This is a genomic window from Streptomyces sp. NPDC013317 (assembly GCF_055563155.1).
The window spans coordinates 23,541-37,879 of the sequence record NZ_JBVHDX010000018.1; the positions used below are offsets into that span (position 1 = coordinate 23,541).

Genomic DNA, 14,339 nt, shown 5'->3' on the forward strand with positions numbered 1-14,339 from the left:
CCGCCGGGGCCTCCGCCACGGGCGGCCCGTGGCACCGCGGCAGCCTCGGCTACATCCAGCCGCGGCGCTTGAACAGCCGGTACAGACCGAGGACGGCCCCGGCCATCAGCAGGATCACCGCCGGGTACGACCAGGGCCAGGTCAGCTCCGGCATGTGCTCGAAGTTCATGCCGTAGATCCCCGCCACCATCGTGGGGACCGCGGCCATGGCCGCCCACGCCGAGATCTTCCGCATGTCGTCGTTCTGTCGGACGCCCATCTGCGCGAGATGGGCCGACAGCACGTCCGACAGCAGCCGGTCCAGCCCCTCCACCTGCTCGTTGGCACGGGTCAGGTGGTCGGCGACGTCCCGGAAGAAGGGCTTGGCGTGCTGGCTCACGAACGGCACGGCGCCGGTCGCGAGCTTCTCCACCGGCGCCGCCAGCGGGCTCGCGGCCCTGCGGAACTCCAGCACCTGGCGTTTCGCGGTGTAGATCCGCTCCGCCGTGGTGCCCGCATTCCCGCCCGTCGGCGCGAACACGTCGGCCTCCAGCGCCTCCAGGTCGACCTGGAGTTCGCCGGCCACCTCCAGGTAGTGGTCCACGACGGCGTCGCTGATCGCGTACAGGACGGCCGTCGGGCCGTGTCGCAGCACCTCGGGCTCGGCCTCCAGACGGCGGCGTACCGACGCGAGCGGCGCGCCCTCGCCGTGCCGGACCGTCACCACGAACGAGTCGCCGATGAAGACCATCAGTTCGCCCGACGAGACCCGGTCGCTCTTCGGCTCGTAGACCACCGGCTTGAGGACCACGAAGAGCGAGTCGTCGTAGACCTCCAGCTTGGGCCGCTGATGGGCCTTCAGCGCGTCCTCCACGGCCAGCCGGTGCAGCGCGAACTCGGACGACACGTGATCGAACTCGGCCTCCGTCGGCTCGTGCAGACCCACCCACAGGAAGGCGTCGCCGGTGGCTCTGGCCTGCGCCAGGGCGTCGGAGAGGTCGGTGGGGCCGTCCGTGCGGCGCCCGTCCCGGTAGATGGCGGAGTCGACGATCACGGGCGGTATTCTTCCCCGCTTTCCCCGTCCTGCACGTGAGCGTGGCCCGTGATCGTGGACGGGTCCGCCCCGCGCGCGCGTGCGGCCGCCTACTCTTGCCGCCATGGCCACGCTGATTCTCGTCCGGCACGGACGCTCCACCGCCAACACCTCGGGTGTCCTCGCCGGGCGGACGCCCGGGGTCGCCCTCGACGAGCGGGGGGTGGCGCAGGCCGCCGCCCTGCCCGGCCGGCTGGCCGGGGTGCCGCTCGCCGCCGTCGTCACCAGCCCTCTGCAGCGCTGCCGCGAGACCCTGCGTCCCCTCCTCGACGCCCGGCCCGGCCTCGCGCTCCACACCGAGGAGCGGATCAGCGAGTGCGACTACGGCGACTGGTCCGGCCGCAAGCTCGCCGAACTGGCCGACGAGCCCCTCATGGAGGTCGTCCAGGCCCACGCGTCCGCCGCGGCCTTCCCCGGCGGCGAGTCGATGCGCGCCATGCAGGCGCGGGCCGTCGACGCCGTACGGGACTGGAACGCGCGCGTGGAGGCCGAGCACGGCGAGGACGCCGTCTACGCGATGTGCTCGCACGGCGACATCATCAAGTCGATCGTGGCCGACGCACTCGGCATGCACCTCGACCTCTTCCAGCGCATCCACGTGGACCCGTGCTCGGTCACCGTCATCCGCTACACGCGGCTGCGCCCCTTCCTCGTACGGCTCGGCGACACCGGCGACTTCGCCGGCCTCGCGCCCCGGGAGACCGGCGATCGGGGTGGGGCAGCCGAGGTCGGGGGCGGTGCGGGCGCACCGTGATCCATCCGCGCAGTAGGGTGGACGGGCCGCCGTAGCGCGGGCCTCCACCACCGCCGAGACGCAAGGGAGTCCGGGACGTGTCCCGTCAGGTGTTCCTCTACGACCCACCGGAGCGTTTCGTGGCCGGTACGGTCGGGCTGCCTGGCCGCCGTACGTTCTTCCTGCAGGCGTCCGCGGCCGGCCGGGTCACCAGCGTGGCCCTGGAGAAGACCCAGGTCGCCGCGCTCGCCGAACGCATCGACGAACTCCTCGACGAGGTCGTGCGCCGCACCGGCGGCAACGCCCCCGTCCCGGCCATGGCCCCGGCCGACAACACCGACACCGCCCCCCTCGACGTCCCCGTCGAGGAGGAGTTCCGGGTCGGCACCATGGCGCTCGCCTGGGACGGCGAGGAGCAGCGCATGATCGTCGAGGCGCAGGCGCTCGTCGAACTCGACGCCGAGTCCGAGGAGGACCTCGCCGCCGCCGAGGAACGGCTGCTCCAGGACGAGGAGAACGGGCCGCCGATGCTGCGCGTCCGGCTCACCGGCGCGCAGGCCAGGGCCTTCGCCAAGCGCGCGCTGGACGTGGTCAACGCGGGCCGCCCGCCGTGCCCGCTGTGCAGCCTGCCGCTCGACCCCGAGGGACACGTGTGCCCGCGCCAGAACGGATACCGACGCGGCGCATGAGCGGTCCCGGCAACCAGGCGGTCGTCGACCTGCTCACCAAGGGCGAGCTGACCGTGCGCGGCCAGGTCCGCGAGGCGTCCAACGCCGTGCTCGTCTGTTCCGTCAGCCACGACGGCGTCGAGGCCGACTGCGTCTACAAACCGGTCGCCGGCGAGCGGCCGCTCTGGGACTTCCCCGACGGCACCCTCGCCCAGCGCGAGGTCGCCGCGTACGAGATCTCCGAGGCCACCGGCTGGGGACTCGTACCGCCCACGGTGCTCCGGGACGGCCCGTACGGCGAGGGCATGGTCCAGCTGTGGATCGAGGCCGACCCGGCGGCGAGCCTGCTCGCCCTCACCGAGGACGAGGAGCCGGGGGCGGGGTGGAAGGCCGTCGGACCGGCTCAGGTCGACGAGGGCCGCACCGCGCTGCTCGTCCACGCCGACAGCCCCGGGATGCGCCGGCTCGCCGTCCTGGACGCGGTCATCAACAACGGCGACCGCAAGGGCGGACACCTGCTGCCCGCGCCGGACGGCCGCCTCTACGGCATCGACCACGGGGTGACCTTCCACGTGGACGACAAGCTGCGCACCCTGCTCTGGGGCTGGGCGGGGGAGGAGCTGCCCGCCGAGGCCGCCGACGTCCTCGCCCGGCTCGACGGCTCCCTGGCACCGGGGACACCGCTCGCCACCCGACTGGCCGAACTGCTCACGGCCGCCGAGGTCGACGCGCTGCGCGGCCGGGTCACCGCCCTGCGCACCACCGGCCGCCACCCGGAGCCTTCCGGGCAGTGGCCGGCGATCCCCTGGCCCCCGGTCTGACCGATCGGATCCGGCCACCCTCGATCCTGGGTCCGCACCCCCAGGGGGTATGCATGAATGGCTGCGAGCTGCAAGAGCGCCTTGTCGGCCAAGATCCCGGATCCGGTTCGTATCCGGAACAGGTGTCCGGTTACGCTCAGGTCATGCATGCCTGGCCCGCTTCTGAGGTCCCCGCCCTTCCCGGCAAGGGCCGCGACCTCCGGATCCACGACACCGCGACCGGCGGACGAGTGACCCTCGCCCCCGGCCCCGTCGCCCGTATCTACGTCTGCGGCATCACGCCGTACGACGCGACCCACATGGGTCACGCGGCGACCTACAACGCGTTCGACCTCGTTCAGCGCGTGTGGCTCGACACCAAGCGGCAGGTCCACTACGTCCAGAACGTGACCGACGTCGACGATCCGCTCCTGGAGCGGGCGATCCGGGACGGCGTCGACTGGGTCGGGCTCGCCGAGCGCGAGACCGCCCTCTTCCGCGAGGACATGACCGCCCTGCGGATGCTGCCGCCGCAGCACTACATCGGCGCGGTCGAGGCCATACCGGGCATCGTGCCGCTGGTCGAGCGGCTGCGTGACTCCGGCGCCGCCTACGAACTCGAAGGCGACATCTACTTCTCCGTCGAGGCGGACCCGCACTTCGGTCAGGTGTCGAACTACGACACCGAGCTGATGCGCCACCTCTCCGCGGAGCGCGGCGGGGACCCGGACCGCCCGGGCAAGAAGAACCCGCTGGACCCGATGCTCTGGATGGCCGCCCGTGAGGGCGAGCCGAGCTGGGACGGCGCCAGCCTCGGCCCCGGCCGCCCCGGCTGGCACATCGAGTGCGTCGCCATCGCCCTCGACCACCTCGGGATGGGCTTCGACGTCCAGGGCGGCGGCTCCGACCTGATCTTCCCGCACCACGAGATGGGTGCCTCGCACGCCCAGGCGCTGACGGGCGAGTTCCCCATGGCCACGGCGTACGTGCACGCCGGCATGGTCGCCCTCGACGGCGAGAAGATGTCCAAGTCCAAGGGCAACCTGGTCTTCGTCTCCGCGCTCCGTCGCCAGGGCGTCGACCCGGCCGCCATCCGCCTCTCGCTCCTCTCGCACCACTACCGCGCGAACTGGGAGTGGACCGACCAGGTCCTCCAGGACGCAGTGGCGCGCCTGGACCGCTGGCGCGCGGCCGTGTCCCGCCCCGACGGGCCGTCCGCCGACGCGCTGGTCGAGGAGATCCGCGAGGCACTCGCCGACGACCTCGACACGCCGGCCGCGCTCGCCGCGGTCGACCGGTGGACCGAGCGGCAGAACGCCGGGGGCGGTACGGACGAGTCCGCGCCCGGCCTCGCCTCCCGTGCCGTCGACGCGCTGCTCGGTGTGGCTCTCTAGGCCCGCCTCCGTACGACCTCCATCCGGACAACCGCCCTCGGACTTCTCGCGAAGTCCGAGGGCGGTTCCGTTTTGTCCTGGCCTTCATGCTCGTTTCTGCGCTAAATACCGTCCATGCAATCAACATTGCGCATGAAGGCTGCATTCGCAGGCGCTGTGCTCGGGCTTCTCGCGGTGTTCGCGGGACCGGGGAGCGCCCAGTCCGCCGAGCCCTCGCCCACCACCGTCGGCGACCTCACCGGCTTCGAGGCCGACGGCGCCGTCTACCGGCTGACCGCCGGCGCCGCCCAGGCCCGCGTCAGTTTCGTCACCGACGAGACCTTCCGCATCGAGCTGGCCCCCGACGGGCGGTTCACCGATCCCACCGGGCAGGACATCGTCCGGCCCCAGGGCCCGCCGCCGAGGACCCGCTGGTACGACCGCGGCGACCGCTACGAACTCACCACCGCGAAGGTGACCCTGCGCGCCTACAAGGCGCCGCTGCGCTTCGCCGCCGTCCGCGCCGACGGCACCCCGCTCTGGTCCGAGGCCCACGGCCTCACCTGGAGCCAGGACCGCACCACCCAGACCCTGGCCCGGGGCGCCGACGAGCAGTTCTACGGCGCCGGCATGCAGAACGGCCGCGGCAACACCTCGCACCGCGGCAAGACCGTCGAGGTCGGCGTCGACTACAACTGGGACGACGGGGGCCACCCCAACTCCGTGCCCTTCTACCTCTCCTCGGCCGGCTACGGCGTCTACCGCAACACCTACGCGCCGAACACCTACGTCTTCGGCGAGCCCGTCACCACCAGCGCCCGCGAACAGCGCTTCGACGCCTACTACTTCGCCGGCTCGGGGTCCGACGCGCTCAAGGACGTCATCGGGCAGTACACCGGCCTCACCGGGAAGCCGTTCCTGCCGCCCGTCTACGGACTGGAGATCGGCGACGCCGACTGCTACCTCCACAACGCCAACCGCGGCGAGCGCCACACCCTCGACGCCCTCAAGGTCGCCGACGGCTACGTCGAGCACGACATGCCCAACGGCTGGATGCTCGTCAACGACGGCTACGGCTGCGGCTACGAGAACCTCGCCGAGACCGCGACCGGCCTGAAGCAGCGCGGCATGGAGCTCGGTCTGTGGACCGAGGACGGCATCGACAAGCTCGAGGAGCAGGTGAAGGCGGGCCAGCGGGTCGCCAAGCTCGACGTCGCCTGGGTCGGCGAGGGGTACAAGTTCGCCCTCGACGGCTGCAAGGACGCCTACGCCGGCATCGAGGCCCACAGCGACGCCCGCGGCTTCACCTGGGCACCCGAGAGCTGGGCCGGCGCCCAGCGCTGCGGAGTCCAGTGGTCCGGCGACCAGTCCGGCACCTGGGAGTACATCCGCTGGCAGATCCCCACGTACGCGGGCGCCTCCATGTCCGGCCTCGCCTACACCACCGGCGACGTCGACGGCATCTTCGGCGGCAGCGCCAAGACGTACACCCGTGACCTCCAGTGGAAGATGTTCCTCCCCGTCACCATGACCATGGACGGCTGGGCCGCCAGCGACAAGCAGCCCTTCCGCTACGGCGAGCCGTACACCTCGGTCAACCGGGACTACCTGAAGCTCCACGAGTCGCTGCTGCCCTACATCTACTCGCACGCCCACCGCGCCACCGAGACCGGTGTCGGCCTCGCCCGGCCGCTCGTCCTGGAGTACCCGGACGACCCGAAGGCCGCGTCGGACACGGCGAAGTACGAGTTCCTGAGCGGTGAGGACTTCCTCGTCGCCCCCGTCTACCAGGACGCCGTCGAGCGCGACGGCATCTACCTCCCCGAGGGCACCTGGATCGACTACTGGAGCGGCCGTACCTACCAGGGCCCCGTCACCGTCGACGACTACAGCGCCCCGCTCGACACGCTGCCCCTGTTCGTGCGGGCCGGAGCCACCGTCCCGATGTGGCCCGGCGGCATCCGCTCGTACACCGACCGCACCCCGGACTCCCCGCTGGCCTGGGACATCTACCCGCAGGGCGACTCCTCCTTCGAGCTGTACGAGGACGACGGCGTCACCCGCGCGCACCGCACCGGCCAGTACGCCACCCAGACCGCCGAGGTCCGCGCGCCGCGGCGCGGCGCGGGTGACGTGACGGTAAGGATCGGCGCGAGCAAGGGCTCCTACGCGGGCAAGTCCCCTTCCCGGCCCTACCGGTTCACCGTCCACACCGGTGACGCGCCGAGCGCCGTCACGCTCGGCGAGCGCAGGCTGCCCCGCCTCACCTCCCGGGCCGCCTACGAGGCGGCGGACCAGGGCTGGTGGTACGACCGGGACGACCGCGGGGGAGTGGTGCAGGTCAAGACCGTCGCCCAGCGCACCGACCGGTCCTTCACCCTCGGACTGGAGGACACCAGCGCCGTCGGCGGCGCCCTGCCCGGAGCGTCCGCCACCGCCGCCGTCCCGGCCGGACAGGAGCTCGGCGCGGGCGTGCCCGGGACCGTCGCCGTCGACGTGACCGCGGGGACGAAGGACGCCACCGGCGTCGAGGTGTCCCTCACCGCCCCGGAGGGCTGGCAGGTCACCCCGGCCGCGCCCGTCGCCCGCATCCCCGCCGGCACCACGCGACGGGTCGAGGTGTCCGTCACCCCGGCGAAGGACGCGAAGCCCGGCGAGGCCACGCTCACCGCGACCGTCCGCCACCGCGCGGCGGGCCAGGACCGCACCGCCGTCCAGCGGTTCGCCGTCGGAGTGATGCCCGAGCCGCCGACCGCCGGCGTCTGGGCGAGCGATCTGCCCTGGCTGAAGGCCACCAACGGCTGGGGCCCGCCCGAACGCGACCGCTCCAACGGTGAGTCGGGCGCGAGCGACGGCCGCCCGCTGACCCTGGCGGGGACGACCTACGAGAAGGGCATCGGCGCGCACGCCGACTCCGACATCGAGCTCTACCTCGGCGGCCGCTGCACCGCCTTCACCGCCCAGGTCGGCATCGACGACGAGATCAACGGCTACGGCGAGGTCGCGTTCTCGGTCGAGGCCGACGGCGAGGTGCTCTGGACCTCGCCCAAGGTGACCGGCGCGTCGGCGACCGTACCGGTCGACGTCGACGTCACCGGCGCACGCCACCTCCGCCTTCGGATCACCGACACCAACGGCTCCAAGAGCGGTGACCACGGAGACTGGGCGGCCGCCCGCTTCGACTGCGCCTGAGCGACGGAGGAGGGGCCGCACCGACCCGGTGCGGCCCCTCCTCCGTACGCCCGACCCTCGTACGGCTTACGGCTTACGGCTTACGGCTTACGGCTCACGGCTTCGGTCTCGGCTCACTGCGCGCCGTCGCCGTCGTCCGGGCCCTCGTCGTCCTGGGGCTGCTCCGGCTCGGGCTCCGGCGCGGGACGCTCCGGCTTCGGAGGCCGGGTCCGGCCGCTGCCGGGGTCCCGCAGATACGAGGTGTCGCCACCCTCGGTCGCGAGACCGGGGCCCTGCCCCGGACCGCCGTCGCGCCGCCGCAGATAGCGCTCGAACTCCCGGGCGATGGCCTCGCCGGAGGCCTCCGGCAGCTCCGCCGTGTCCCGCGCCTCCTCCAGCGTCTGGACGTACTCCGCCACCTCGCTGTCCTCGGAGGCGAGTTGGTCCACGCCGAGCTGCCAGGCCCGCGCGTCCTCGGGGAGTTCACCCAGCGGGATGCGCATGTCGATCAGGTCCTCGAGGCGGTTGAGCAGCGCCAGCGTCGCCTTGGGGTTGGGCGGCTGCGACACGTAGTGCGGTACGGCGGCCCAGAGGCTGACCGCGGGCACGCCCGCGTGCGTGCAGGCCTCCTGGAGGATCCCGACGATGCCCGTGGGCCCTTCGTAGCGGGTCTCCTCCAGATCCATCGTCCGCGCCAGGTCCGGGTCCGAGGTGACCCCGCTGACGGGGACGGGCCGGGTGTGCGGCGTGTCGCCGAGCAGCGCGCCCAGGATCACCACCATCTCCACGCCCAGCTCGTGGGCGAAGCCCAGGATCTCGTTGCAGAACGAGCGCCAGCGCATCGACGGCTCGATCCCGCGCACGAGCACCAGATCGCGCGGCTTGTCGCCGCCGACCCGGACCACGGAGAGCCTCGTCGTCGGCCAGGTGATCTTCCGGACACCGTTGTCCAGCCATACCGTGGGCCGGTTGACCTGGAAGTCGTAGTAGTCCTCGGCGTCGAGCGCCGCGAACACCTCGCCCTTCCACTCCCGGTCCAGATGGGCGACCGCGGTGGAGGCGGCGTCGCCGGCGTCGTTCCAGCCCTCGAACGCGGCCACCATGACCGGGTCGATCAGCTCGGGTACCCCCTCGAGCTCGATCACCCAGTGCCTCCTTTTCGAAGTTCCTGTCGTACGGACCAACCTTACGGCTTTCCCACGGCCCGTCCGCAGCCCTCGTGCACCACCGGGAGCCTTCGCGGCCTTGATCGACTACCCAGGAACGGGCCCCGGCACACGAACGCGTAAGGGGCGGTCTCCCATGGAGACCGCCCCCTACACGGCGCTACTGGCCGAGCATGTCCTCGACCTTGCCGCGGATCTCGTCCGTCGCCAGACCGCGGATCGTGAGCGTCGTACGGCGACGCAGCACGTCGTCCGCCGTCTCGGCCCACTCGTGGTCACGGGCGTAGGCGACCTGCGCCCAGATCTCCGGCGCGTCCGGGTGAATGCGCCGGGCCAGCTCGGGGTTCTCGTTCGCCATCCGCGCGATGTCGAAGGAGAGCGAACCGTAGTGCGTCGCCAGGTGCTTGGCGGTGTCGGCGGCCATCCGCGGACCGGGGGCCGGACCGTCGACGAGCAGCCGGTGCGCCACCGCGTTCGGGTTGGCGATACCGGGGAGCGGGAGCCGCTTCGGCAGCGTGGAGACCGACTCGTAGTCCTCGCCCAGCGGGTGGCCCGGCAGGGACTCCAGCTTCTTCATCACCGTACGGCCGATGTGGCGGAAGGTCGTCCACTTGCCGCCGGCCACCGACAGCATCCCGCCGCGGCCCTCGGTGACGACCGTCTCGCGCTTGGCCTTCGACGTGTCGCCCGGACCGCCGGGCAGTACCCGCAGACCGGCGAAGGCGTAGGTGATCAGATCGCGCGACAGCTGCTGGTCGCGTATGGAGAACGCCGCCTCGTCCAGGATCTGCGCGGTGTCCTTCTCGGTCACCTCGACCTTGCCGGGGTCGCCCTCGTACTCCTCGTCGGTGGTGCCGAGGAGCAGCATGTCCTCCCAGGGGAGGGCGAAGGTGATGCGGTACTTGTCGATGGGGGTCGCCAGGGCGGCCTTCCACGGCGAGGTCCGCTTCAGGACCAGGTGCGCGCCCTTGGAGAGGCGGATGGAGGGCGCCGCGTTCGGGTCCTCCATCCGGCGGAGGTGGTCGACCCAGGGGCCGGTCGCGTTGAGCACCAGGCGGGCGGTGACCCCGAACTCGTCCCCGCTCGTACGGTCCTTCAGCTCCGCGCCCGTGACCCGGCCGCGGGTGAAGCGAAGGCCGGTGACCTCCGCGTGGTTGAGGACGACGGCGCCGGCGTCGACGGCGGCGCGGACCGTCATCAGCGCCATGCGGGCGTCGTTCATCTGGTCGTCGCCGTACACGGCGACGGCCTTCAGGTTGTCCGTGCGCAGCTCCGGCACGTCCTGCGCGGCCTTCGCCGGGCTGAGCAGGTGGCCGACGCCGTCACCGAAGGCGGAGAGGGCGGAGTACGCGAAGACACCGGCGCCGAGCTTGGCGGCGCCGTGCGGGCCGCCCTTGTAGACGGGCAGGTAGAAGGTGAGGGGGTTGGCGAGGTGCGGTGCCACCTGACGGGAGACCGCACGCCGCTCGAAGTGGTTCTCCGCGACCAGCTTCACCGCGCCGGTCTGCAGGTAGCGCAGACCGCCGTGGAGAAGCTTGGAGGAGGCGGAGGAGGTGGCGCCGGCGAAGTCGCCGGCGTCCACCAGGGCCACCCGCAGGCCCGACTGCGCGGCGTGCCAGGCGGTGGAGATGCCCAGGATGCCGCCGCCGATGACCAGGAGGTCGTACGTCGCCTTGGAAAGCTGCTCCCGGGTCTCGGCGCGGCTCGGAAGGGAACCGGCGGCCGGTCGCGTCCCCAGGGCGGGGACGCTCTGCAGGGTGGTCATGTCGAATTACTCCTCGTCAGATCCGTCTTCGAGCCAGCCCATGGAGCGCTCAACGGCCTTCAGCCAGCTCTTGTACTCGCGGTCACGCTTGTCGGCGTCCATGCGAGGGGTCCATTCCGCCGCGCGGCGCCAGTTGGCGCGCAGGGCGTCGGTGTCGGGCCAGAAGCCGACGGCCAGGCCGGCGGCGTAGGCGGCACCGAGGCAGGTGGTCTCGGCGACCATCGGGCGCACGACCGGCGCGTCGAGGAAGTCCGAGAGGGTCTGCATCAGCAGGTTGTTGGAGGTCATGCCGCCGTCGACCTTGAGCGCGGTCAGCTCGACGCCGGAGTCCTTCGTCATGGCGTCGGTGATCTCGCGGGTCTGCCAGGCGGTGGCCTCGAGGACGGCGCGCGCGATGTGCGCCTTGGTGACGTACCGGGTGAGGCCGGCGATCACACCGCGGGCGTCGGAGCGCCAGTAGGGGGCGAACAGGCCGGAGAAGGCGGGCACGAAGTAGGCGCCGCCGTTGTCCTCGACCGAGGACGCGAGGGTCTCGATCTCGGCGGCGGACTTGATGAGGCCCATCTGGTCGCGCATCCACTGCACCAGCGAACCGGTGACGGCGATCGAGCCCTCCAGGGCGTAGACCGGCTTCTGGTCGCCGATCTGGTAGCCGACGGTGGTCAGCAGGCCGCTGTAGGAGTTGATGATCTTGTCGCTGGTGTTCATCAGCATGAAGGTGCCGGTGCCGTACGTGGACTTGGCCTCGCCCTCGGCGAAACACGTCTGTCCGAACAGCGCGGCCTGCTGGTCGCCCAGCGCGGAGGCGACCGGGACACCGTCCAGGACGCCGCCCTTGACGGTGCCGTACACCTCGGCGGAGGAGCGGATCTCCGGCAGCACGGCGGCCGGGACCTCCATGGACTGCAGGATCTTCTCGTCCCAGGCCATGGTGTGCAGGTTCATCAGCATGGTGCGCGAGGCGTTGGTGACGTCGGTGACGTGGTGACCGCCGTCGACACCGCCCGTGAGGTTCCAGATGACCCAGGAGTCCATGGTGCCGAAGAGGATGTCGCCGCGCTCGGCGCGCTCGCGCAGGCCCTCGACGTTGTCGAGCAGCCAGCGGACCTTGGGGCCGGAGAAGTACGAGGCGAGGGGGAGGCCGGTCTCGCGGCGGAAGCGGTCCTGGCCGACGTTGCGGCCGAGCTCCTTGCAGAGGGCGTCGGTACGGGTGTCCTGCCAGACGAGGGCGTTGTGGACGGGCTCACCGGTGTTCTTGTCCCAGAGCAGGGTGGTCTCGCGCTGGTTGGTGATGCCGATGGCCTTGACGTCGGCGGAGGTGATGCCCGCCTTGTCGATGGCGCCCGCCACGACCTCCTGGACGTTGGTCCAGATCTCGGCGGCGTCGTGCTCGACCCAGCCCGGCTTCGGGAAGATCTGCTCGTGCTCCTTCTGGTCGACCGAGACGATCCGGCCGTCCTTGTCGAAGACGATGCAGCGGGAGGAGGTGGTGCCCTGGTCGATGGCGGCGATGAACGGGCCGGCGGTGTGTGCGTCGGTCACGGTGTGCTCCAAGGAGGTCTGGGTGGAAGGACGGCTCAGGCGAACGCGATGTTGTAGATACCCGCGGCGATGGCGCCGCCCACCAGGGGGCCGACGACCGGGATCCAGGCGTACCCCCAGTCGGAGCCGCCCTTGTTCGGCAGCGGGAGCAGGGCGTGCACGATGCGCGGGCCGAGGTCACGTGCCGGGTTGATCGCGTAACCGGTCGGGCCGCCGAGCGAGAGGCCGATGCCGACCACGACGAAGGCGGTGATCAGGGCGCCGATGACGCCGAGGCCCTTGCCGCTGTCGTTGAGTCCCTGTGTGAGCACCGCGAGGACCAGCACGACGGTGCCGATGATCTCGGTGGCCAGGTTCTGCCAGACGTTCCGGATCTCGGGGCCGGTGGAGAAGACACCGAGCACCGGGCCCGCCTTGGGGGCGGACTTCTGGTCGACCATGCCCTCCTCGTGCGGGGAGGAGATGATCTCCTCGTCCGTGAGGTGGGCCTGGAACTGTCCGAAGTAGGCGACCCAGACCAGGAACGCGCCGAGCATGGCGCCGAGCATCTGACCCGCGAAGTAGACCGGAACGTTGCTCCAGTCGCCGTCCTTGAGGGCGATGCCCACGGTGACGGCGGGGTTCAGGTGGGCGCCCGAGAGGGTACCCGTCATGTACACGGCAGTCATGACCGCGAAGCCCCACCCGAAGGTGATGGCGAGCCACCCGGCGTTCTGAGCCTTCGAGCGCTTGAGTACCACGGCGGCGACGACACCGCCGCCGAGCAGAATGAGTACGGCGGTACCAATGATCTCGCCGATGAAGATGTCGGAGCTGGACACCCGCGACTCCTTTGTCCTTCGTCCAGGGGAAGGCGAACCCCGGGTCCCTCCGGTGGTCCGCGCCCTCTGATGAGGGCGTTGCCGGCCCTTGGCACTGCCACACTCTAGCGCGTATTGCCGGTAGGTGTTCGGCAATGCCGACCGATGAACGGAAGTTTTGCCCTCCGGTTAACAGCGCGTCAAGGGTTCCGGTAACGAAAAACCCGCCGATAACGGGATCGTTACCGACGGGTTCAGCGTGCCCTTCCGTGCGCTCACACGCCCCTGATCAGCGGCTCCGTTTCAGAACCGGCCGGCGCCCAGGTCGCGGGAGACGGCGCGGGCGCAGTCCCGTACCGCGGCGACGAGCTCGGAGCGCAGCTCGCCCCCGTCGCAGACCCGCTCCACCGCGCCCGTGATCGCCACGGCGCCCACCGGCATCCTGCGCCGGTCGTGGATCGGGGCGGCCACCGAGGCCACGCCCTCCCAGGTCTCCTCCACGTCCGCGGCCCAGCCCCGGGCGCGCGTCATGTCGAGCAGCGTCTCGAACTCCGTGAGCTCGGTGACCGTACGGGGCGTGAAGCCCTCGCGCGGCACCTCCAGGACCTCGCTGTGGGCCACCGGGTCGTACGCCGACAGGACCTTGCCCAGGGCGGTGGAGTGCAGCGGCTGCATGGCCCCCACCTCCAGGACCTGCCTGCTGTCGTCCGGCCGGAAGACGTGGTGCACGATCAGCACGCCCTGCTGGTGCAGGACGCCGAGGTGGACGCTCTCGCCGCTCGACCGCGCGAGGTCGTCCGTCCAGACCAGCGCCCGCGCCCGCAGCTCGTGCACGTCCAGATAGCTGTTGCCCAGGCGCAGCAGCTCGGCGCCGAGCTGGTAGCGGCCCGAGGCCGCCTCCTGTTCCACGAAGCCCTCGGCCTGCAGGGTGCGCAGGATGCCGTGCGCCGTGCCCTTGGCCAGGCCCAGGGACGAGGCGATGTCCGACAGGCCGAGCCGGCGCTCGCCGCCCGCGAGCAGTCGCAGCATCGCCGCCGCCCGTTCAAGCGACTGGATGTTCTTCGCCATCGCCCGGCCCTTCTCCCTGTCCATTGATGTCGCGATCCCGGGTCCTCCCGTGGATCCTCGGGGAACAGGATCGCTTGGATCATGCTGTTCGACAATGCTGAACACTATCGGTCGATGCCGACCGATCTTTACCCACACAGTGTCGGGCATGAACGGCCGCGACCGGGAGCCCCGCGACACA

Annotated in this window: 11 protein-coding genes; 5 read left to right on the top strand and 6 right to left on the bottom strand. The window is 71.4% G+C overall.

Going from position 1 to position 14,339, the window contains the following annotated elements; translation table 11 throughout:
• Positions 1-49: 49 nt before the first annotated feature.
• Positions 50-1,042 carry a magnesium/cobalt transporter CorA gene (corA, locus tag ACZ3IJ_RS32490; RefSeq protein ID WP_467474334.1) on the bottom strand — a complete coding sequence of 331 codons (993 nt, stop codon included), beginning with the start codon at positions 1,040-1,042 and terminating at the stop codon, positions 50-52.
• A gap of 94 nt (positions 1,043-1,136) precedes the next feature.
• Between corA and ACZ3IJ_RS32495 the strand changes: the two genes are divergently transcribed.
• The 5 genes from ACZ3IJ_RS32495 (at position 1,137) to ACZ3IJ_RS32515 (ending at position 7,838) form a co-directional block, all read left to right on the top strand.
• Positions 1,137-1,826: a histidine phosphatase family protein gene (locus tag ACZ3IJ_RS32495; protein ID WP_467474139.1), complete on the top strand. Its 690-nt coding sequence runs from the start codon at positions 1,137-1,139 to the stop codon at positions 1,824-1,826.
• Positions 1,827-1,903: 77 nt separating this feature from the next.
• Positions 1,904-2,494, top strand: coding sequence for a DUF3090 domain-containing protein (locus tag ACZ3IJ_RS32500; protein ID WP_383224703.1), 591 nt, complete (start codon positions 1,904-1,906; stop codon positions 2,492-2,494).
• On the top strand, positions 2,491-3,294 hold the full coding sequence (locus tag ACZ3IJ_RS32505) for an SCO1664 family protein (protein WP_467474142.1): 804 nt from the start codon (positions 2,491-2,493) through the stop codon (positions 3,292-3,294). Before ACZ3IJ_RS32500 ends, ACZ3IJ_RS32505 begins: the two co-directional genes overlap by 4 nt.
• A 143-nt stretch (positions 3,295-3,437) precedes the next feature.
• On the top strand, positions 3,438-4,667 hold the full coding sequence (mshC, locus tag ACZ3IJ_RS32510; RefSeq protein ID WP_467474143.1) for a cysteine--1-D-myo-inosityl 2-amino-2-deoxy-alpha-D-glucopyranoside ligase: 1,230 nt from the start codon (positions 3,438-3,440) through the stop codon (positions 4,665-4,667).
• Positions 4,668-4,799: 132 nt separating this feature from the next.
• Complete coding sequence (locus ACZ3IJ_RS32515) at positions 4,800-7,838, top strand: NPCBM/NEW2 domain-containing protein (RefSeq protein WP_467474145.1); 3,039 nt, start codon at positions 4,800-4,802, stop codon at positions 7,836-7,838.
• Positions 7,839-7,951: 113 nt separating this feature from the next.
• Here the strand turns inward: ACZ3IJ_RS32515 and ACZ3IJ_RS32520 are convergent, their stop codons facing one another.
• The 5 genes from ACZ3IJ_RS32520 to ACZ3IJ_RS32540 form a co-directional block, all read right to left on the bottom strand.
• Positions 7,952-8,962: a PAC2 family protein gene (locus tag ACZ3IJ_RS32520; protein ID WP_467474147.1), complete on the bottom strand. Its 1,011-nt coding sequence runs from the start codon at positions 8,960-8,962 to the stop codon at positions 7,952-7,954.
• A 181-nt stretch (positions 8,963-9,143) separates the two neighbouring features.
• A complete protein-coding gene (locus ACZ3IJ_RS32525; protein ID WP_467474149.1) occupies positions 9,144-10,748 on the bottom strand; it encodes a glycerol-3-phosphate dehydrogenase/oxidase in 1,605 nt (534 codons plus the stop codon).
• A gap of 6 nt (positions 10,749-10,754) precedes the next feature.
• Complete coding sequence (glpK, locus tag ACZ3IJ_RS32530) at positions 10,755-12,290, bottom strand: glycerol kinase GlpK (protein WP_467474151.1); 1,536 nt, start codon at positions 12,288-12,290, stop codon at positions 10,755-10,757.
• Positions 12,291-12,325: 35 nt separating this feature from the next.
• Positions 12,326-13,111, bottom strand: coding sequence for an MIP/aquaporin family protein (locus tag ACZ3IJ_RS32535; RefSeq protein ID WP_467474153.1), 786 nt, complete (start codon positions 13,109-13,111; stop codon positions 12,326-12,328).
• 282 nt (positions 13,112-13,393) lie between these two features.
• On the bottom strand, positions 13,394-14,158 hold the full coding sequence (locus ACZ3IJ_RS32540; RefSeq protein WP_361439325.1) for an IclR family transcriptional regulator: 765 nt from the start codon (positions 14,156-14,158) through the stop codon (positions 13,394-13,396).
• Positions 14,159-14,339 lie beyond the last annotated feature (181 nt).